This window comes from Paenibacillus qinlingensis (genome assembly GCF_031455095.1).
Classification (GTDB): Bacteria; Bacillota; Bacilli; order Paenibacillales; family NBRC-103111; genus Paenibacillus_E; species Paenibacillus_E qinlingensis_A.
This window is the reverse complement of record NZ_JAVDSB010000018.1, coordinates 1-21,648: the sequence shown is the minus strand read 5'-3', so window position 1 is coordinate 21,648 and position 21,648 is coordinate 1. Positions and strand designations below refer to the sequence as shown.

General features: G+C 50.6%; 19 protein-coding genes and 1 rRNA gene. All 20 read right to left on the bottom strand.

Annotated elements, in window-relative coordinates:
• Positions 1-76: 76 nt before the first annotated feature.
• A complete protein-coding gene (locus tag J2736_RS28855) occupies positions 77-1,054 on the bottom strand; it encodes an aromatic ring-hydroxylating dioxygenase subunit alpha (RefSeq protein WP_310502040.1) in 978 nt (325 codons plus the stop codon).
• A gap of 22 nt (positions 1,055-1,076) precedes the next feature.
• Complete coding sequence (locus tag J2736_RS28850; protein WP_310502039.1) at positions 1,077-2,201, bottom strand: BMP family ABC transporter substrate-binding protein; 1,125 nt, start codon at positions 2,199-2,201, stop codon at positions 1,077-1,079.
• 6 nt (positions 2,202-2,207) lie between these two features.
• Positions 2,208-2,693: a (2Fe-2S)-binding protein gene (locus J2736_RS28845; protein WP_310502038.1), complete on the bottom strand. Its 486-nt coding sequence runs from the start codon at positions 2,691-2,693 to the stop codon at positions 2,208-2,210.
• Positions 2,686-4,974 (bottom strand): xanthine dehydrogenase subunit D, encoded by a 2,289-nt coding sequence (gene pucD, locus J2736_RS28840; RefSeq protein WP_310502037.1) that lies wholly within the window; start codon positions 4,972-4,974, stop codon positions 2,686-2,688. Before pucD ends, J2736_RS28845 begins: the two co-directional genes overlap by 8 nt.
• Positions 4,958-5,872: an FAD binding domain-containing protein gene (locus tag J2736_RS28835; protein ID WP_310502036.1), complete on the bottom strand. Its 915-nt coding sequence runs from the start codon at positions 5,870-5,872 to the stop codon at positions 4,958-4,960. The genes pucD and J2736_RS28835 overlap by 17 nt, the downstream gene beginning before the upstream one ends.
• Positions 5,873-6,103: 231 nt before the next feature.
• Entirely contained in the window at positions 6,104-6,751 is a 648-nt protein-coding gene (locus J2736_RS28830; protein WP_310502035.1) for a nucleotidyltransferase family protein, read from the bottom strand.
• Positions 6,745-7,761: an XdhC family protein gene (locus J2736_RS28825; RefSeq protein ID WP_310502034.1), complete on the bottom strand. Its 1,017-nt coding sequence runs from the start codon at positions 7,759-7,761 to the stop codon at positions 6,745-6,747. Before J2736_RS28825 ends, J2736_RS28830 begins: the two co-directional genes overlap by 7 nt.
• A 37-nt stretch (positions 7,762-7,798) precedes the next feature.
• The gene (gene ggt, locus J2736_RS28820; protein ID WP_310502033.1) at positions 7,799-9,394 is read right to left on the bottom strand and encodes a gamma-glutamyltransferase; all 1,596 of its coding nucleotides are present in this window, start codon (positions 9,392-9,394) and stop codon (positions 7,799-7,801) included.
• A gap of 2 nt (positions 9,395-9,396) precedes the next feature.
• Positions 9,397-10,632, bottom strand: a complete 1,236-nt coding sequence (locus tag J2736_RS28815) for a pyridoxal-phosphate-dependent aminotransferase family protein (protein WP_310502032.1) — start codon at positions 10,630-10,632, stop codon at positions 9,397-9,399.
• Positions 10,619-11,911 carry a Zn-dependent hydrolase gene (locus J2736_RS28810; protein ID WP_310502031.1) on the bottom strand — a complete coding sequence of 431 codons (1,293 nt, stop codon included), beginning with the start codon at positions 11,909-11,911 and terminating at the stop codon, positions 10,619-10,621. Before J2736_RS28810 ends, J2736_RS28815 begins: the two co-directional genes overlap by 14 nt.
• A complete protein-coding gene (locus J2736_RS28805; RefSeq protein WP_310502030.1) occupies positions 11,904-13,295 on the bottom strand; it encodes an allantoinase in 1,392 nt (463 codons plus the stop codon). The genes J2736_RS28810 and J2736_RS28805 overlap by 8 nt, the downstream gene beginning before the upstream one ends.
• Positions 13,296-13,352: 57 nt before the next feature.
• Complete coding sequence (gene uraH / locus J2736_RS28800; protein ID WP_310502029.1) at positions 13,353-13,709, bottom strand: hydroxyisourate hydrolase; 357 nt, start codon at positions 13,707-13,709, stop codon at positions 13,353-13,355.
• Entirely contained in the window at positions 13,706-15,175 is a 1,470-nt protein-coding gene (pucL, locus tag J2736_RS28795) for a factor-independent urate hydroxylase (protein ID WP_310502028.1), read from the bottom strand. The genes uraH and pucL overlap by 4 nt, the downstream gene beginning before the upstream one ends.
• Positions 15,176-15,780: 605 nt before the next feature.
• Complete coding sequence (locus J2736_RS28790) at positions 15,781-16,266, bottom strand: nucleoside deaminase (RefSeq protein WP_310502027.1); 486 nt, start codon at positions 16,264-16,266, stop codon at positions 15,781-15,783.
• Positions 16,267-16,281: 15 nt separating this feature from the next.
• Positions 16,282-17,211, bottom strand: a complete 930-nt coding sequence (locus J2736_RS28785; RefSeq protein WP_310502026.1) for an ABC transporter permease — start codon at positions 17,209-17,211, stop codon at positions 16,282-16,284.
• 103 nt (positions 17,212-17,314) lie between these two features.
• Entirely contained in the window at positions 17,315-18,436 is a 1,122-nt protein-coding gene (locus tag J2736_RS28780; RefSeq protein ID WP_310502025.1) for an ABC transporter permease, read from the bottom strand.
• The gene (locus J2736_RS28775; protein ID WP_310502024.1) at positions 18,433-19,971 is read right to left on the bottom strand and encodes an ABC transporter ATP-binding protein; all 1,539 of its coding nucleotides are present in this window, start codon (positions 19,969-19,971) and stop codon (positions 18,433-18,435) included. Before J2736_RS28775 ends, J2736_RS28780 begins: the two co-directional genes overlap by 4 nt.
• 244 nt (positions 19,972-20,215) lie before the next feature.
• On the bottom strand, positions 20,216-20,752 hold the full coding sequence (locus J2736_RS28770) for a chromate transporter (protein WP_310502023.1): 537 nt from the start codon (positions 20,750-20,752) through the stop codon (positions 20,216-20,218).
• Entirely contained in the window at positions 20,749-21,339 is a 591-nt protein-coding gene (locus J2736_RS28765) for a chromate transporter (RefSeq protein ID WP_274318909.1), read from the bottom strand. The genes J2736_RS28770 and J2736_RS28765 overlap by 4 nt, the downstream gene beginning before the upstream one ends.
• Positions 21,340-21,551: 212 nt before the next feature.
• Positions 21,552-21,648: ribosomal RNA gene (rrf, locus tag J2736_RS28760) — 5S ribosomal RNA — on the bottom strand; the annotation flags it as partial.

Genomic DNA, 21,648 nt, shown 5'->3' with positions numbered 1-21,648 from the left:
AAGCTAATTATACAATCCTTTTTTTATTTCGTATGCATGTCATTCGCACTACTCATCCCAGATCCGACAAATCTCGCTAGGCCGTCCCGAAGGTGACGCCTAACTCACGCAGTCGATTGCGGTAAGCAATGCTCAAACGATCGCATTTCAAATGCAGCTCAGCCTGTAAATCTAGCGGCAGCAGCTCCGGCTTCTGGTTCTCAACCATCATCCGATCCTGCTCGATGAGCCTTTCTTGGAATTGGATGAACACCTCATCGGGTTCGTCGTACGCGTAGTTTCTTTGCTTCAACATATAAGCAATGCTCGTCTGCTCCGTGACCGGCAACACCATCAGAAACAGCCGAAAAATATGATCGGAAACGTCATCTCTCTTCGTTAAAGCTACACATAAAGGACCAAACACCTCATACACATAACGACTATTCACCCCGCGCCCTGTCCCATCCGCATCCGGCTGATACACGATGATTTCTTCGGAACGCAATACGCCGTCCTTTTCCAACACGTGATAATCATTGATCTCAGCGAAGTCACTATCGCCCAGCAGACCCTCATGCACGAACATCAGGTGGGATACATCGAGGAAATTCTCAATAATGCGAGGACCTGCGGCTTGCAGGGTGTAGGGCCCCATGAATACTTCCTTGAAGCCCTCTGGCACATAGGCACTCACTTTAGGCAGCGGTCCCGCTGGCGTCCCAAGGCATACCCAGATCAGTCCGTGCGCTTCTACGCAGGCGTAAACGAAAGCTTTAGCCTTCGAGGGTATCGCTTGCCCCCTCGGCAAAGAAGGAATTTTGGTACAGGTACCGCAGCCGTTGTATGACCAGCCGTGGTAGGCGCATACCAGCTCATCGCCGCTTACTTTCCCTAGTGAAAGCGGCACACCCCGATGAATGCATAAGTCTTTAAACGCGTGGACGCCTTGCGTGGTGCGGAATACCGCTACTTTTTCGCCAAGTACAACAACAGCTTCCGGCTTATCCGTGAGTGCTGACGACAACAACACCGGGTGCCACTCGTGAATTAATGCGATATCTTGTATTGTCATCGCCACTCACATCCTTCGTCCTTTATTTAGGGATAACACCTTTAATGCCCTTAACAAACCAAGTTGTACCAAGGATTTCATCATCCGTCATCTTCTTCCCGGATTCGAAACGTGTTTTGCCATCTTGATCCACGATAGGTCCTTGGAATACCTCAAACGTACCATTCAAAATTTCTGCTTTTTTCTTTTCTACTAGGGCTTTAACATCCGCTGGCACATTTTTGCCTAGTGGGGCAATATCCGTGATGCCTTCTTTCATACTGCCGAAATATGCCTCGGATTTCCAAGTACCATCCATAACACTTTTCACCGTTTTCACATAGTAAGGGCCCCAGTTCCATTTCGGGTTGGATATGTACGTATCGGGTGCGAATCTGCCCATATCGGAATCATTCCCGATGCCCCATACTTTACGCTCAGCAGCAGCCTGAATACTTGCCGGTGAATCTTGGTAAGCCGCTAAGACGTCTACACCTTTATCCAACAACGAGATAGCCGCTTGTTTCTCTGTAGCAGGATCAAACCAAGTGTTACTCCACACGACGGAGACATCGATGTTCGGATTCACACTTTGCGCGCCTAACGTGAACGCATTAATCGTATAAATGACCTCTGGAATCGGGAAAGCTCCGACATAGCCCATATGGTTGTTTTTCGTCATTTTCCCAGCAGCCATACCGACCAGGTAAGCACTTTGATATTCCCGGCCCATGTACGTGCCTAGGTTTGGTGCTGTTTTGTAGCCAGTTGCATGCAGGAATTTCACATTCGGATGCTTCGCTGCTACCGCAACCATGGGGTCCATGTACCCGAAGGATGTTCCGAAAATGATGTCATTTTTCTGAGCTAACTCTTCGAATACTCGTTCGGCATCAGGTCCTTCAGGAATATTTTCAACGGTCGTCGCTTTAATGCCAAGTTCCTTCTCCATCATCAATCGACCTTGATCATGCTCGAACGTCCAACCGCCATCCCCTGGAACACCGATATAGACAAAGGCAACTCTTGGCAGCTTCTTCTCCGTTGTTGTTGTAGTGGAAGTCGTCGTGGTGGAAGCCGGTGATGTAGTACTTGTTGTCGTACTTGTGGAGCAGGCGCTCAGAATAACTAACATAATGGCAGTTAAGGACAGTATGGTTTTTCTCATTGGCTTCTACCCCTCTCTTTTTATGGACAATCCACATTTCTCTACTGCTCTGAAAATCCCCTCATACCCTGTGCATCGGCATATATTCCCACACAATGCTTTCTCGGCCTCAGCCCTCGTTGGAGATGGATTGGATTCCCACAACGCGGTTAAGGTGACTACCATGCCTGCGGTACAGTAACCGCACTGCAATCCCCCCTCCTCTAACATCGCTTGTTGAACCGGATGCAGCTCTTCACCTGCTGATATCCCCTCAATGGTGGTAAGCTCCTTGCCTGATGCCTGATACGCCATCAGTAAACAGGAGTTTACAGGTTGACCATCAAGCAGAATCATACAAGCGCCGCAGCGCCCAATTTCGCAAGAAACTTTGGTTCCGGTCATCCCCAGGTCCTCTCGCAGTATCGCTGACATCCGCTTGGATGCAGGGACTGGAATGGAGACCGCCTTCCCGTTAATGGAGCAATCTAGCACAAAAGATGTATTAATCACTGGCCTCCACCCCTTCTAACCAATCGATGGATTGCACGATGTCTTCTGGTGATATGGGCAACTTATTGACCCAAATACCTGTTGCTTGCCGCACTGCTGCCGTAATGGCAGGCGCCAAACCGACAGAACCGATTTCTCCAACGCCGCGAGGGCCAAATGTATCTCCCTCTGGCAGTTCTTCAATGGCTTCAACTTGAATGCTGAGTGGGCTGTCGCTGAAAGTGGGAACGAGGTAAGTGTCCAAGTTATGCCTTAGGTAGCGGCTATCTTGCATCACCGCATCCTCGGTCAGTGTATAGCCCAACGCCATGACACTGCCGCCCTCAATTTGTCCAAGAAAGCCCATCGGATTAATGACAGGACCTGCGGCGATGACGTGATCGGTCTGCAGCACCTTGACCCGTCCGGTCAACATGTTAACTTCGACCTCTACGATCGCAGCTGCGTACGAGTACAGATAGTGCGCCCCGACCTGCCCTTCGGGCGTCGTCGGGTAGTCGAACTCCGTATGCGCAAGAATCGGCTTCCCTGCTGCCGCAGCGGCCTCCGCATACGTGACAACCGGCTCCCCGGATTCATCACCCTTATGATGAATCCCGCCTGCGCCGGTTGCGAGCTCTGCGGCCGGAACGCCGCAGAGCTGCGAAGCCTGCTCCAGCAGCGCCAGCACGAAGGCTGGCTTCAGCCGCTGGAGCGCGCGCCACATCATCGTGGTGGCGCGTGAAGCTGTGCTCGACCCACTGCTGGGCACGCGGTCGGTATCGCCGATGACGATGCTTATGTCATCGGCGGCGCAGCCGAAGCTGTCCTGCAGCATCAACGTAAGTGCTGCATAGAGCCCTTGGCCGAACTCCTCGAAGCCGAAGGAGGCCTGGATCTTGCCCTCCGGCGTGAGCTCGATGCGGCCGCTGGAATGGTCGGGGATGCCGATACCGAGCCCGGCACCGTGCATCACCATCGCAGCGCCGACGCCTCGGCGCAGCCACGGCTCTTGCGCAGCCGCCAGCGGCTTGGCGTGGCGATTCGCCAAGAGTGGCGACTCCTGCGCCTTGGCCCACACCTGGGCCGCGCCCTCGGTAGCTACGATCTGCTGACCCATCGGGCCAAGATCGGCTGGCTGGCGCAAGTTAAGCTTGCGCAGCTCCCACGCGTCCATGCCGAGTTTCTCGGCTAGACGTTCGATTTGGCTCTCCACCGCGAAGATCACCTGATTACCGCCGAAACCCCGAAACTCGCCAGATACTCCGTTATTCGTGTAAACGCTCTTGCCTTCTACATCCACATGCGGGATTCGATAAGGACCTATCGCATGCTCGGTTGCGAAATTCAAAACCTCGCAGCCTAACGTCGCGTAGGCGCCTGTGTCCGCTAGGATGCGAACTTGGTGCGCAATCAGCTTACCTTGCTCATCTGTGCCTGTTTTCATCGTGATCCGCATCGGATGACGTTTAATGCCGGAGATGACGGATTCACGACGGGAATTGTGCATTTTGATTGGCTTATTTGTCATTAACGCCATCAGTGCGCCGAATGGCTGCACATTAAGCTCATCCTTGCCGCCGAATGATCCGCCTATCGGGCTGGAGACGACTCTGATCTGCTCTTCTGGCATGCCTAGAATGCGCGCTAGCTGAAAGCGATCCATATAGCCATGTTGGGTTGGTGAGTAGACAGTCAATCTTCCATTAACTTCAGGAATAAAAAGTCCACCTTCGGTTTCCATATACGTATGCATTTGCCGAGGGGTCAGATAAGTCTCTTCAACGATGTGTGTGCAAGTTTGAAAAGCGGATTCAATATTCAAATCCCCCTGTTGCAGGGTTGTTTGATGCAGCATATTTCCTTCGGGATGAAGAAGGATCGTCCCCGCTTCTAACGCAGTCTCTGGATTATCGACCAGAGGAAGCGGCTCATACACGACCTCAATGAGGCTTAGTGCATATTCGGCAATTTCCTCTGTATCTGCGGCGACGGATGCCAGTGCATCCCCAATATAACGAACCCGATCCTGACAAAACACAGGCTGATGCGGAAAAGCAATACCGAATAAGTTCAACCCAGGCACATCAGCAGCTGTTAGTACTGTGCGTACGCCAGGTAATTGTTTAGCTTTCGTGGTATCAATAGAAAGAATCCAAGCATGCGGGTATTGACTCCGAAGCACCTTACCGTGAAGCATGTCTGGCGCTGTTAAATCCGTCAGATAACGAAGCTCCCCCGTCACCTTCTCTTTCCCGTCAGGTCTGATAATCCATTTCTTCGCATTACGATTGAGAAGCATAGGCTCCGCCCCCTTTGCGCCAAGCTTTGTAACATTCCGATACAATCAGATTCGCTGCCGTCTGCTTACGATAAGCAACCCCTGCATAATCATCCGTCACAGCGTTGAAGTCCGCCATGACGCCTTTGTGCAGATGTTGTAAACCAGCCTTCGATAATGGCTTTCCGCGCATTTCTGCTTCTAGTGCTGACAACCTCGCAGGAATCGCATTGCCACCACCTACCGCTAATGCGATGTCGGCAATTGTTCCATCTGCTAGTAGGGAAATCCTTCCTGCAACCGTGACGACCGATGGCGTAAATGCCTCTCTTCGTCCCACTTTGAGGTAAAACTCATGTAGGATTCCCGCTTCTTTCACAATCTCGGTCTGCACGATTATATTTGTCATGATCTCATCCTCCGCCCCGAGTGGAGCAGCTAGCCAATCCTTCAACGCCATTATTCGTTCGTTCTGTCCATCTGTGCCTTGTATTTGTGCATCCATGACCAACAGAGCAGGAATCAGATCGCCTGTACGTGTCATCACATTGCCTCCGATTGAGGCTAAGTTCCGAATCGATGGAGCCGCAATCTCTGAGCATGCCTGTACGAGGAGAGCACATTTCTGTTGGACGAGCTCGTTTTTCATCAAATCTGCAATGCTTAAGCCAGGACCTATATGAACTTTCCCTTGGGCATTAACGGTTAATCCCGAGAGTGCAAGAATTCGTCCAAGACTAATGAAATGCTGCGGCATAGGGGCAAGCCCATTCTCCCACCGTGTGCGAAGCCAAGTACCTCCGGCAACAATGACCGCATCACTGCCCCATTTATGCTTCAATTGAATCGCTTCCTCCACACTCGTTGGCTGCCATACGGAAGGGAGCTGTTCAGGTAGTTGATACATTGGAACTGACATAATCAACCCTCCTCAGAGTTTCTGAATGACCACGTTGCGTTCTGAGTTTACCGAATAAAACCGGCTTGCTGCGCGGTGACGCTGGGTGTTCGCACGAAACGTTTAATAAATTAGATTTACTATAAACAATATTCCAATTTTGCGTCAACTAACATAACATCATTTTGTTTTTTATATACAAAAATAGTGCATCATTCGTATCAATGCACTATTTCGCCATTTATATATGATTTAACTTAACATTATTTGGTGTTTGTAGATGTCTTTTGCTTCTTTATATCGCTCTACAGTGTCGACATCCATAAATGTCAAAGAGGCAGCCTCGATGATTTGACCGCGAAAGGCAGGCAAGTGAAACAGCACTCGCGCGCCAGTATCTCCTTTTAATGCTGAAGCAGCAGGCCACATGCCTCGCCCCAGAATAACAGGCGGCTTAGGGACCCCACTGTCACCACTAGCAACGAAATCGCAGCCAACCTCCACGTTAAAGGCAGCAATCAGCTCCTCTAGCGTGGAACCATCGATAAATGGCTGGTCCGCCAGCATAACCATAACTCCGTCAGCCTCCGACTCTTCCGCCGCCTGTATACCCGCACGAAGCGAATGTGCCATGCCCAATTCCGCATCTGGACTCACGATCAGTCGGCATCTGCCGCTAGCAAGCTGATTATGAGCCGCTTCTGGCAGCCAATGCAGCGCATCTCCTTGTCGTACAACGACAATCACCTGCGCTAACTCCGCACAGGCGAGCGCCTTCAACAGCGCTAGACCTCCAAGGCAGATGCCTGCTGCCAGTTCTAGGGATTGCTTCGCAGTCCCCATGCGCCGACTACTCCCCGCCGCCAAATAAACACCCACGATTTGTTTCGGTCTCACCATGAGCAGAAGCTTTGGACATCCCGTCCATGAGCTACGGGGGATCGCCACGATCCTGCTCCATGTTTCCCGCGTTTGATCGCAATCAGCTCAGCTGCAATACTGATCGCATTCTCGAACGCGCCCTCGGAGCCGATGTTGAGACCAATTGGCGCGTGCAGCCAGTCAGGTCGCTCGAAGCCATCCAACATTTTGGACGTACGCTCCTTGGAGCCCATAATGCCGAGATATTGCAATGGATAGGCCATGACTCCTTGCAAGAAAGCGGTATCCTTCTCGAACTGGTGACTCATGATAACAACGTAGTCTCGCTCATTTAGCGCAAGCTTTTTGACTAGCGTCTCTGGAAAAGCCACCATCGTTTCCACCCCAGGAAACCTTTCTGCCTGACATACAGCCTCTCGCCAGTCCGTAACAACCACACGAAAGCCGCTGTTGGCAGCCATTTGCACGAGCGGGATCGCATCTAGATTCGCACCGAATATGATGACCCTTGGTTTTGGCACAAAAACCGTACTCGTCACGACATGGAATGATTCCCTCACAGCCGAAGATGCAGCAAGCTCTTGCTCCTCTACACCTGATCCCCGTAACGCATACCTAATGTCCGAATACCCATCGGTATAGGTGCGAATAAGTTCCACGGTTTCACCCTGATCTAACTTATTTTTCACCACCAGCAAGTTAACCAGCAGCTCTCCGGCAAGCGGCTCTAGCAAAATACGAATTAACCCACCGCACCCAATTGTCTCCCCCCAACCGAAGTCGTCAGCTGGCCTCATATCGTATTCAACCATTTGCGGCTTTTGTGATTCCCACACACTGGGCACGTAAGCAGCAAGATCCCCTTCCAAACACCCAGGAGAAATGCTCCCCACCATACTTCCATCTGCCATTAACAGCATAACAGCGCCTTGCTTGCGATAAGCGTGGCCTTCCACATGAATCACTGTTGCTAATACACGAGCTCCTGTATTACTTTCCACAGCTTGCAGAATGTCATAAGCCTCCATCGCTCATCGCTCCTTCTTTTTTGTAGATGCTTACCTGTTACCAGCCAATCGCTAACCCATCGCCACGGGGATCTGCCGCCCCGCTTTTGAAACCTTGCTCGTCAATGACAATGCCCTGCGCCTGACCCATGATGCCATCCCATGCATGGACAGGCTCTACACGATGTCCCCATTGCTTCAATTTTGTATAAACCTCAGGTTCAAGCCGATGCTCCAGCTTTAGCGCATCTCCATCCTCTCCCCAAGTACGTCCATATACCCAACGTGGAAGCGAGATGGCTTCTTGAATCGATAATCCATAATCCAATACCCCCGTGAGTATCGAAAGCTGCGTCTGAGGCTGACCTTCTCCCCCTTGCGTGCCGAACAGCATATAAGGCTTTCCAGCCTTACTTACCATGGCGGGCATCAACGTATGGAACGATCGTTTGCCAGGCTCCAAAACGTTCGCGCACTGCGCATCTAACGAGAAAAAGGAACCGCGATTTTGCATAATAATACCTGTATCTCCTGGAACGTAAGCTGCCCCGAAATCAAAATAGAGACTTTGGATAAAAGAGACGGAATTCCCCTGCTCATCCACAACTGCCGCATAAGCTGTATCTTGACCGATGGCTGGCGAGAGGTGCTCACTAACCTTCATTGGATTGGTCTTAATGTCATCCCAAAGCTCCCGCGCGTATGATTTGGACAACAATCTTTCGAGTGGAATGTCCCTAAAATGAGGATCCGTTAAATAACGGTCGCGATCTTTGAACGCCTTCTTAATCACTTCCGACATGAGATGATAGAAATTAGCCGATGCCCTTGGTACAGCTGCCATATCAATATGTTCTAACATATTCATCATCATGAGTGCTGTGAACCCTTGCGAGTTCGGCGGCATCTGATAAATTTCATAATCGCGATATGTCGATGAAAGCAGTTCCACCCATTCTCCGGAAAAGCTGCGGAAATCTTCTTCCTCCAGCAAACCGCCGTCTTGTTTAACACAATCAATAATCGACTGCATGAGCGTGCCAGTGTAGAACGCATCTCTGCCTTCTTGCTGAACCAGTCTCAACGTTCTCGCCAAATCAGGCTGAATCAGCCGATCGCCTTCCTTCAAAAGCTTGCCCTCACACATATACAACGCACTAAGCTGTGCAGAAGCCCGAATGTAAGGCTCATCCTTCCGCATCCAGAACAGTAAGTTCCGTGAGATCGGGAACCCTTTTTCCGCATAGCTAATCGCTGCATCTAATAGCTTTGCCCAAGGCAGCCTGCCGTGCTTTTTCCATACCTGCCACCAAGCATCCACCATCCCCGGCACTGTAATTGCACTCAAAATGCCGCGCTGGGGAATCTTATCCATCCCACTCTCGCGATAAAAATCAGGCGTCGCCTTCGCAGCTGACTTCCCGCTTCCATTAAATCCGGTATAAGCGCCAGTTGTTGCATCATACATAAGGAAAAAAGCATCCCCGCCAAGCCCTGTCATATGCGGGTAAACAACGCCGAGGGTCGCACTAATGGCAATAGACGCATCAAAGGCATTGCCTCCTTGCTGCAAAATCGCACTCCCCACAACACTAGCTAAATAATGCGGTGTAGCAATCATGGCTTGCTCTGCTCGTGGCATGATGTTTAACATGATTATCCCTCCCGTTTCAGAGCGTATACGGCTAGCGCAGCTTGCAGCGCCTTCCCTACAGAAATATCCACACCATGCCAATGTAGTGTTGCTTCCAGTGCCCCAAGCACATGAAGCACGTTTTTCTGATTACAGCTAAACCCCATTGTGCCAATGCGCCAAATTTGCCCCTTCAATGGACCGAAAGATGAAGCGATTTCAATGCCGAAGCTATTCAGCAACATCGCGCGTACCTCTTCCCCATCGACCCCACTGGGAATACGAATGCAGGTTACTACTGGCAGCTTACACATTGGATCCCCGTATAGCGTCAACCCCATTGCTTGCAAGCCAGCAATCAACGCCGTTTCGTGACGTTTGTGCCTATCAAAGCGCGTCTCCAGCCCCTCCTGCAGCAGAATGCGCAAGCCTTCGCGCAGTGCATACAGCATCGTTGTAGCCTCTGTATGGTGATTCAGCCTCTTCGGACTCCAGTAGTCCTGCAGCTGTCCAAGATCGAAATAGTTGCTCGCTACAGCTTTACCCATCGCAACTGGAGAGCCCTTTTCCCTCAGTCCACGCTCAATCGTTTTACGGCGCAGCACCTTTGCCTCCACGCGGTCATTGTACGTAATCGGTGACATGCCCGATGGGACGGATAAACATTTTTGCGTTCCGCCAATTACGGCATCCAGCAGCCATTCATCCGTTTTCACAGGAACTCCGCCTATTGTTGCAACAGCATCCACGACAAGAAGAGCATTCATTTGACGACAAGCTGCACCAATTCCATCGAATGGTTGTATACAACCTGTAGAAGTTTCCCCATGGACCATTGCCACAATGGCAGGCTTCTCCCGCTCAATGGCTGTAATGATATCCACGGGGTCAAACACAGCGCCCCATTCCTGCTCAATGGTCATCACTTCGGCCCCACAGCGCTCAGCGATTTCTACTAACAAATGCCCAAATCGTCCGTATATCGGCACGAGCACCTTATCTCCTGGCTCAATAATACTCACAAGCACAGCTTCTATTCCTGAACGGGAAGTCCCATCGATCGGAAAAGCCCATTGATTGTTCGTCTGAAAAACTTCGCGAAGCATCTCCATCGTTTCATTCATCAGCTCTGTGAACTCTGGATCGAACTGACCAAGAATCGGATAGGACATCGCCCGCAGCACCCTAGGATCAACCTCTACAGGACCTGGGGTCATAATTGTTCGAAGGGAGGGTGATAAATCTTTATAGGTTTTCATCTGCTTTTCCCCCGTAACCATATTGATATAACACATGAACGAGTGTCTGAAAGCCAACAATCAGATCTTCCGGCTTCGTAAACTCTTTGGGACTATGGCTGATACCAGCCCGGCTTGGCACGAAAATCATGGCTGACGGACAGATAGGCCCGAATAGCTGCGCGTCATGTCCAGCCCCGCTTGGCATCCGCATATGTTCGTAGCCATAGAAGTCGCAGGCAGCCTCAATTTCCGCTGATATCCCGTTATCCATGGCCACTGGTAAGGCATTTAGATGTTCCACTGCATCTATATGAAGTTCTCTTCGCAAAGCGATTTCCATAAATCTTGCTAGCAATTCTGCGCGAAAAGCTTCTATTTTTCGTTCATCCGTATGTCGAATATCTAATGTGAATTCCACTTCACCTGGCACTACATTCGATGTTCCATGTTTCACTTCTAAGCGTCCTACGGTAGCTACCAAAGGTTCACCCTCTGCAAGTGCCATCTTCTCTGTCAGTGCAACCATTTCGGCGGCGGCTGCCAACGCATCTTTGCGCATCGTCATCGGGGTCGTTCCCGCGTGATTCGGCGTACCCGCAACAACGATCGTCATTCGAATTTGGCCGACAATGGCCGTTACCACACCAATTTGCTTCTCTTTAAACTCTAAAACCGCGCCTTGCTCAATATGAATTTCGATATATGCGCCTATATCCTCACGTTTGGCTGGATAGAGCTGGCCTTGAGTTGTTTCAAATCCCGCCTGCTCCATGGCTTCAAGCAAGGTTACTCCTTCTGGATCGGCAAGACCGATGCCATCGGTTAGTGAGAGTATGCCAGTCACATGACCGGAGCCCCAATACGCCAAAGGAAATCGACTTCCTTCCTCCTCGCAAAAGGAGACCATCTCCAAAGTCCGTTTCGGTGTCCCGTACACGGCCTTCAAATAACCAAGCGCCATCATGGATGCGATAATGCCGTAGGCTCCATCGTATTTCCCGCCGTTTTTGACGGTGTCCATATGCGAGCCTGTGAGCATTGGTTTCAACGATGGGTCCGATCCCTGCAATTTGCCGTACACATTGCCGATTTCATCAAAATCTGCCTTGAGCCCCATGCTTTGCATATTGTCGATCAGTGCTAATTGCGCCTTGAGCCAAGGCTCCGCATACAACAGTCGGGTCACGCCGCCTTCTGGATCAGCGCCGAAGGTCGCTAGCCACTCCAAAGCTAGCAGCATGCGTTCCCCGTATTGAGCTAGCATTTCCTCCTGTGGGTGGTGTTGTATTTTAGCCATCTAGCTCGCCTCCGATCGATGCATTGTGACGCAACCAAGCTCCATCCAACGTTGTTCCAACACCCACACCTCGCTCATAGACCTGAACACCTCGCAAGAAGGTTGTTTTCACGCTGCAGTCGAACATTTTGCCCACATAGGGACTCTGTTTATGGCGGTAAAGTAAGTCACTCTCTTGCAGCGTATAGCGGGCTGCCAAATCCACCAAAGCTAGATCCGCGTCCGCTCCAATGGTGATTTCCCCCTTGCGAGGATAGAGCCCGAATCGTTTGGCTGGGGTGAGCGCTAGCATACGAGCGATCTCCGTAAGCGGTATCCCTCTACGGAGATGACCTTCGTGCAGCATAAGCTCCAGTGAGCTTTGCGCGCCCGAAATGCCGCCCCAAGCTGCGAAGAAATCCCCCTGCTTCATGTGCTTGGGTGAAGGAGAGTGATCCGATGCGATGATGTCGAACCGACCTGCCTTCAGCTCCTCCCATAACTGAGCTTGATCTTCTACCGTGCGTATCGGTGGCGCGCATTTTGCAAGGGGTCCGAGGTTTTCAACCTCCGTATCTGTTAGTGCCAAATAGTGCGGGCACGTCTCTACGGTGACGTCAAGTCCGCCTGCCTTCGCTTCCGTAATCACCTGCACCGCCTCTGCGGAGGAGATATGAACGAAGTGCAGCTTACAGCCTGTCTGCTTCGCATAGCCCAATGCTCGGTTAACAGCTTCCACTTCTGCGGCTATCGGCCTTGTCGCAATGAAATCTAGCGCGCTGCGCTTGCCTGCTTGGGCAGCCTCGGCAGCGAGCTTCGAGACGATCTCTTCGCTCTCCGCATGAAGAGCTAGCACCAGACCTAGGCGTGCAATTTCCACCATGCCTTTGAAAAGCGTCTCATCATCCACTTCGGTGAATATATCTTCACCTTCTCCGCCAGGGCATGACATGAACGCTTTAAAACCAATCACACCCGCTTGCGCCAAACCCTCCAGTTCGCTGATATTGCCGGGGACAAGCCCGCCCCACAGGGCATAATCAACATGGGATTGCCCTTCGGCTGCTTCTAATTTTAGCTCCAAGGCACTGAGCCGAACCGTAGGCGGAACGCCATTTAGCGGCATATCGATATAGGTTGTGCATCCACCTGCAGCTAGCGAGGCAGACCCTGTAAGGAAGCCTTCCCAATGACCAAGAGCCGGTTCATTCAAATGAACATGTGCATCAATCATACCAGGAAGAACGATTAAGCCTTCTGCATCATAAACAGGAGTCTGCTCCGAGTACACGAAGTTGTCACCTAGCGCTGCAATTTTACCGTCCCGAATTCCGATGTCTAGCTGCCGACACTCATCTTGCAGAACTACTGTTCCTTTGCGAATGATAAGATCGAATCGATTCATCCTACGAAACCCTCCCCGAAGCTCTCTGTATATCTCATTAAGGCTAACTAGTTTGGATTAACTACCGCGATAGGTGTTATACCCCCAAGGTGCTATTAATAAGGGAACGTGATAATGGGAAGTGTGATTAGCGACACCAAAACGAATCGGCACCTGGTCTAAAAAAGCCGGCTCTGGCAGCTCCTCACCCTTCTCCCTGAAGTAGTCGCCAACATGGAAGAGAAGTTCATACGTCCCTATTGTAAAATCATCCCCACTTAGCATCGGCTCCGGCAGCCTGCCGTCTGTATTCGTAACACCAGAGTGAACCAGGTCTGCTGCGTTTCCATCTAAGCGAAACAAGTCAATCCTTACACCAACTGCGGGTCTGCCGCTGCTAACATCCAGAACGTGCGATGTGATCCCTACGCTCATAGGCCCTCCAGATCACGCTTTGTCATCGAAAATCCTTGAAAACCATACGGCGGTCTAGGCTCTGTAAACACTTTGCCTTCCCCAACAGATACTTCCTCAAGTATCGTTTCCCACGTGCGATTATTGGACTCGAAACGAATTTCTTTCAACTGCGGGAAGCGAAGTAATGAGCGCTGCCCAATGCGATAGATGAGGTTTTGGATTGACAGCGAATGCTGTTCATGAAATACGGTATGCGCAATATCACGAATCTGCTCAGCGGCTACATAGCGCCCTAGATCAGCATCGAAGGCATCCTCTCCCGATTCATAGCTCCATGCGATGTCTAGAAATATAAACAAAGGGCGATCCGACGATTCCGGTAGAGTCGTGTACTCATCGCGAACGAAACCGGCGAAGGAACTTCCTTTGACTTTGATCAGCTTGAGGTCTGCAATGCCAGCAGCATGGTCGAGGACGACGATTTCATTCGCATTGCGAACGAGTTCTACCGAAGCAGTAGGGTGTTCATTTTGTGAATAACGATATACTAAATTTCCTGCTTCCAACCCATTTGAACCTGGTACCTGCAACGTTTCGAAGGCCACCTGATCCGCACTCATTTTGATCCCCGTCATCCAAGGATACTTCTCCAAAAATAGCCGACTAGCGAAAGCTAAAAAACCCTCAGCCGTAGCCCCTTCATACTCGCCCGCTTTGCGTAGGATGAAATTCTTCATCGAATCCGTTGCCACAACATTAGCGTTGTCTCCCTCGCTAAACGATGTAAAAAGTTTCTCACCGCTCACCGCCACCTTGATGTTCATGCCAAACAATACATTATCTCGCCCTGTGAAACCCGATTCCGGAATTAACGTGATATTCGTGAGTGGCTTGGCATAGGAACGATAGACCCAAACATCACCTTTCCCGTAGTACATAATTCTTTCTGCTCCTTTTGCTTGTTCCATCGCTTTCTCCTCCATTTCATTCATCACGATATCCGCCAGACGAAAACGCCCAATCTTACAAACCTCATGCAACGCTGTTTGCAGCTCCACTTCTGGAGCACCTTGTATGCGTTCACGCAACGCTTCGCGTATCGTTTCTTTGGTCTGTCCCTTCACCGCCATGATAAACGGGAACTGGAATCGATCCGTGTACTGTTTATTTAAAGTAAGAAAATGTTCGTATTCTTCTGGGGTTAACTGGCTTAGGCCGGCACCAGACTGCTCCTGGACAGAGTGATCCGTCATTCGTACGCGTGTGCCCAAATCGGGATGAGCCCTTAGCAGTGCCAGTTGTTCTTCACGACTCGCTTGCTCTACTTCTTGTTCAAGAGAACTAATCATGTCATTGACGTCGGCAAATGGCAGAGAACCAGCAGCCCTCTCAGCTACCCAAGGCGAATGCTCAAATAGAGGGCCAAACATTAGCACGAATGCTTCATGACTCATATCGTTGACTTGCTTCTGCTTCATTTTCATAGCCTCTTCACCTCGATTTCATCCTAAAATCCCCTGCATGCTTTACCAAGATTTGTTTCATTGTAAAAGGCGACATCCCTATGGGTCAATTTATATGAAAGAAGTTTGTAATCTTTCATAACATCGTTAAGTTTTTTTGTATTTTTGCTAAAAAGTCAGGCGGTGGTGCTTCGTACCTATTGGTTACTCCACCATGGTAATTACCCTCATGACCACTCCTCCTCTCCAACGGCACCTCCACTTTTCCTACGCCTCACCTCCATCCCCCAATCCCCCACGACTAATTTCGCCCTCACCGGTGTTTCGCTCAACCTCAATAGATGTATAAACTACAGTTAATTTCGCCGAATTGACTGATTTTTCTAGAATAACTGTAAAATATACAGCTAATTTCAATGGATTCTGAAGAATTGAGCATATTGTTAAAAATTAACTGTATTAAATACATGTAACTCATTCTTTTCCTAAAATTACGTTTAATTAACTTCATAAAATCCAGTTAAATCCAGCTTCGACAGCCCGGCACGCTTTCCGAGCCAACCGGCCAGCCCCCCAGAAACACAAAAAGCCACCAAGACAACAAACATCCCGGTGGCTTTCCTATTTTAATCCCAGTACCCGCTATGCGCAGCGACTGCCGCTTCCACAACCTCAAGAACAGGCCCGATTACCTGAATCGGCTTGTTCCCTCTGGCAAAAACCTCACGACAAGGCAGCATCAACGTCGGATTCTGCTCATGTTCTCCCGTCAGCCCTGCAAGCATCACCTCCGACATCGCGAAGACAACGCGCCCGACGTTGCCCCAATAAATCGCTCCTGAGCACATCGCGCATGGCTCCGTTGAGGTGTACAACGTGCAATCCCACAACGTCTCCTTGCTATATCGCTTAGAGGCGACCTCCATCAGCATCGTTTCCGCATGTCCCGTACAGTTCGATTCGGTAATCTCGACATTGCCATGCTCCAGCAAAATCTCGCCCGTTGGCCCAACGAGCAACGATCCGAACGGCGTATTGCCAGCTTCTCTGGCTAGCAGAGAAAGCTCTACACATCTTTTTAAATAAGGAATATGAACCTCAAATTCACTCATAGTTTACCCTCCATCCTAAAATCTCTGCTCTCTTATATAAGACACACCAAGCGCCTCAGGCGCACCAGATGGCTTATTCTTATTCCGCCAGCCGAGGAACATTAGCACCAGGATCGTGACGACGTACGGAATCATTTTCAAAAAGTAAGAAGGAATATGACTGCTGATCAGCTGCACGCGGAACCCCAAACTATCCAACACGCCGAAGAAATAAGCGCACACGAGCGCACGAATCGGATTCCACCTCGCAAAAATAATGAGCGCCACCGCAATCCATCCTCGACCAGAGGTCATCCCCTCGTTCCACGTCGGTGTGTACACAAGCAGCAAATCTGCCCCGCCTATCCCAATCAGCATCGAACCCACGACAATGCATCCGTAACGAATCGCGATTACAGGAACCCCCATCACATCCGCCGTAGCCGGATTATCCCCGACTGCACGAAGATGAAGTCCCCATGATGTGCGATGGATGAACAAGTGCATAGCCAGCACAAGCACGAAGCTTAACCATGTAAACAAATCCATATGGGCAAAAATCCCACCAATGACCGGCACAGGCTCCAACCACGGCATATCGAGTTTCGGCACCGCACCCACAAGGGGTTGACCACTCACAGGCTTTCCTAAATATGCACTAAGACCAGCACCAAATATCGTCATCGCTAACCCGCAAACAACCTGATTGGCATGCAGCGTCACACATAGAAATCCATGGAGCAACCCGAGTACCCCGCTTACTGCGAGTACGCACAGAATGGCCAGCGCTAAACTTCCTGTATGTATGAAAACGAGGCAAGAAGTCACCGCCCCCATTAACATCAAGCCCTCAGCGCCAAGCTGCATAATGCCCGACCTTTCGATTAAGATGCCACCTAGTACGGCCAAAAGCAACGGTGTACCCGAAGAGATCGCCGAAACCATAATTTGGATGATCGCATCCATCTCCTGCACCCCCTCTATCCCCTCGTTCATTAACATCATTAACTAAAATAACTTTCCCGAACTCAGCAGCCCACGCCTCGCTCCCCCGTACCATCCAACCCCTTCAGGTGTTCCGACGAATACGAAATTTCCCCGCCATGCCGCCAGCAATGAGGAAGAACAGTATCGCGCCCTGAATCATGGAGGAAATGGATGACGGAAGCCCGATCGTTTGCACACTATATCCGCCTACAATCAGCCCGCCAAAAAGCACCGAAGCTACCACAAGCCCACTCGGATTCAACTTCGCCAGCCAAGCCACAATAATCGCCGTGTACCCATAGCCGGGTGATATCCCATACATAAGACGGTGCGCTACTCCAGAGACCTCCCCCATGCCAGCAAGCCCCGCCAGTCCGCCGCTAATCACCATCACCAGCAGGACATGTCTGGAAATCCGTATACCCGCATTTTTAGCCGCCTCACTATTGGCTCCAATCAACCTCAGTTCATAGCCCCAACGTGTATAACGGATAACAAAGGCATAGATGAAGACAGCGATAATGGCAAAAATCAGTCCCATATGCAGCCGCGATGTACCAAAGGTTGGCAAGGACTGCGCCACAGAGAACATCGGCGATCCCGGGAAATTAAACCCTTTGGGATCTTTCCACGGTCCGAACACCACATAGTTCAGCGCCAGCAACGCCACGTAATTCAGCATCAACGAGGTAATCAGTTCATTTACCTGAAAATAGTTCCGTGGTATCGCCGTCAGCAATCCCCAGAATCCGCCGGCCACGATGCCCGCCACCATCATAGCTGGAATTGAGAGGTACATCGGTAGATGTGGAAAATAAACCGTAATCGCCGTCGCCGCCATCGCCCCAGCCACAAACTGACCTTCCGCACCGATGTTCCACACGGAGATGCGGTAAGCAATCGACACGCCCAGCCCGCAAAGGAGCAGCGGAATCGCCTTCACTAACGTTTCCGTCATTCCAAAGGTGGAGCCGAAAGCTCCCTTCACCATTTTGCCGTAGACCATGAACGGATTCATCCCATTCAGTGCGATAAAAACCCCACAAGCCACCAACGCCAATACGATGGCGATAATCGTCACCCACCATGGGCTATTCGCCCCTGCTGGATCGATTTCCAAACGAAACGGCAACCGAAACCCTGTTCCACGCTTTGGCACTTTATTTTCGATCGGAATACTGCCTGCTGTTTGTTGATCGCTCATCCTGTATCCTCCTCCGATCCCGCCGTCATCAGCATGCCGATATACTCGCGGCTCGCCGCTTCCCTAGGCATATTCCCAACTATGCGCCCTTCGAATATCACAAGAATACGGTCAGCTAGCCCCAGCACCTCATCCAAATCCTCCGAAATGAGCAGCACAGAGCGACCTTTGCTTCGCAAATCCTCCAATAGCTGATACACACCCTCCGACGCACCTACATCGAGCCCCTGTGTCGGATGCACCGCAATCATAAGCTTCGGACCCTGATCAATCTCCCTGGCAAAAAGCAGCTTCTGCTGATTTCCTCCCGACATGAACTGAACGGGTGAATCGATCCCCGACATTTTCACATCGAACTTGTCGACCAATTGCTGCGACCAACTCCGGTTATTTCCCTTCCGCAGCAAGCCGAATCGCGATCGCTCTGACGAACGGTACGTTTTAAACAAGAGATTATCTACCGCTCCTAGACTCCCAGCAAGACCGCTCCGCATCCGATTCTCCGGCACATGCCCAATTCCAAGCTCAATCGCTCCCCGAACCGAACCATTCTGCATCATCTTCCCGTCAAAATGGACCTCCCCCTGCTTCCACATACGAAGCCCGGTCAGCACTTCCGCCAGCTCCTTCTGCCCGTTCCCGGAGACGCCTGCAACACCGACAATCTCCCCTTCATTGACCTCAAAATGAAGCCCATCCAGCGCCTTGCGTCCATGGTCCGCATAGACATCAAGCCCTTTGACCGTGAGCATCGGCTTTCCAGTCGCCTTCGTTTTCAACGGTGCTCGGCTCGCTAAACTCATCTCGCCCACCATGAACTGCGCCAGCTCACGCTCGCTCGTTTCCGATTTCGCCATCGTCGCTATCATCTTGCCCTTGCGCATGACCGAGATATGATCCGCCGCGAACATCACCTCTTTGAGCTTATGCGTCGTCATAATGACCGTTTTGCCTTCCTTCTTCATGCGGTCCAGCGTCTCAAACAGCTGATCAACCTCTCCCAGTGTCAACACCGACGTTGGCTCATCCAAAATAATAAAATCCGCTCCCCGATAGAGCGTCTTTACAATTTCAACTCGCTGCTGCTCGCCAACCGATAGCTGCCAGATGGGCCGATCTACAGGAAACAGCAGCCCAAAACGCTTCGAAATCGCCTCAATCTCCTCCGATTTCTTCGCCAACCAACCAGGCCCGCGCCAGAAAGAGCCCGCTTCCCCAAGCACAATATTTTCGGCAGCCGTCAGGGTCTGCACGAGCCGAAAGTTCTGAAACACCATGCCGATCCCCAGCCTCATCGCACCCTTCGGAGAGCGAATACGCACCTTCTCGCCATGTATGTAAATCTCTCCGCTCGTCGGCCTGTATACGCCTGACAGCATGCACATCATTGTGCTTTTGCCCGCACCATTTTCACCTAGCAGCGCATGAATCTCCCCCGATCTCGCTCGGAAATCCACCTCATTATTCGCCAGCACAGAACCGAATTGCTTAACGATTTGGACCATCTCAACGGCATCTTTCTCGTGTGTACGCATAGGTCTCTGACCTCCTTATTCCGTTAGACACTGGCTACTCTCCCTGATATGACAAAACAGCATCTCCCCCTATGGGATTTGCTGTTTCAGAAATCTGATACCGCCGATCAATTCACGTCTATCCCTCTCACATCACTATACGGTCCGCTCATCTTAAGCGTCAATAAACATGACTCCAAGTTTGGTTTCGTAACAAAAAGAGGCGCAAGCTTTGTGCTTTGCGCCAAATTTATGTCAGATTTAATTACGTGGATAGAAAAATCCCACCATATACGAACCCAGTAAGGATCACAAAAGCAGGATGAATCTTCCGAATTTGGATCAAATAAAAGGCCACCGCGGCGATACCAAAAAACTGCAGGTACCCGATCGCTTTTGTAGACTCCACCAAACTGCTCCAGGTGACCAGCACCATCATGATCGCAATAACCGGCTGAACCAGCAGTGTCATGCCTTTAATCACAGGGGATTGCTTGTATTTCTGCAGCATATTCAGCAAAATAATCAGTGCAATAATCGAAGGCACTACCGTTGCCGCCACCGCAATCAGCACGCCGATCCAGCCGCCGATTTGGTAGCCGACGTACGCCGCGATTTTCGTCGCAATTGGCCCTGGCAGCGCGTTGCCCAGCGCCAACATATTGGAGAACTCACTGCTGTTCATCCAGTTATGATTCGTCACGATCTCTTGGAACATCAGCGGGATTGACGAAGGACCACCGCCATAGCCAAACACATTGGCAAGAAAAAAACTAACGAGCAAATGCCACCAATCCATCATACGCCATCACCTTTGCCAAGCGTCTTTTTGCTTTTGGTCCACTTGTCCTTTAGCTTATGATGGAAAGCTCCATACAGGAGGAACATGAATATCACGATAGCGGGGTGCACCGATAATGGTTGAAGCAACAGGAAGGCTATGATGAAAAAAGTAACCCCCGCCGGCCATCCTAACCCTTTGATCGCCTTCTCTCCGAACTCATACGCCATCACGCCTAGCATGACCGCGACAATCGGCACAACTGCCGCAATCATTCCCTTAATCACATGCGACGTGCTAAAGAACGTAATAAACGAATATAACCCTACCATCGCCACACAAGTAGGCAGAATATGTGCCAAAACGCCGAGTAGCGCACCCCACCCGCCTTTCAACCGATAGCCTAAATACCCCGCTAACTTTGTCGCAATCGGCCCAGGCAGCGTATTCGCAATCGCTAGCACTTCCATGAACTCCTCATCCTTCATCCATTTAAAACGCGTTACCGCTTCATACCGAATTAATGGCACAATCGACGGCCCGCCGCCATATCCCAAAATCCCCGTCCGAAACATCGCCGTCCCTATCTGAACATAGGCGTTCTCCACTATGTATCACTCCCCAAAAAGTCAACTAAGCTTTATTGTATTATAAAATGAAGCCTTTATTAGCGATTCTCCTTATATTTTTGTGAAAATAACAAAATTTCTTCGAAATCTTGGGACCTGGCTCGAAGCTCGAAGCTCGCCTTTCTCTCCCTCCCACATGAATGCAAAAAAAGAGCCTTACCTAGAATACTCTAGATAAGGCTCTTTCAATTGCTTGGCAACGTTCTACTCTCCCAGAACCCTGCGGTTCAAGTACCATCGACGCTGGAAGGCTTAACGGTCGTGTTCGAGATGGGAACGCGTGGATCC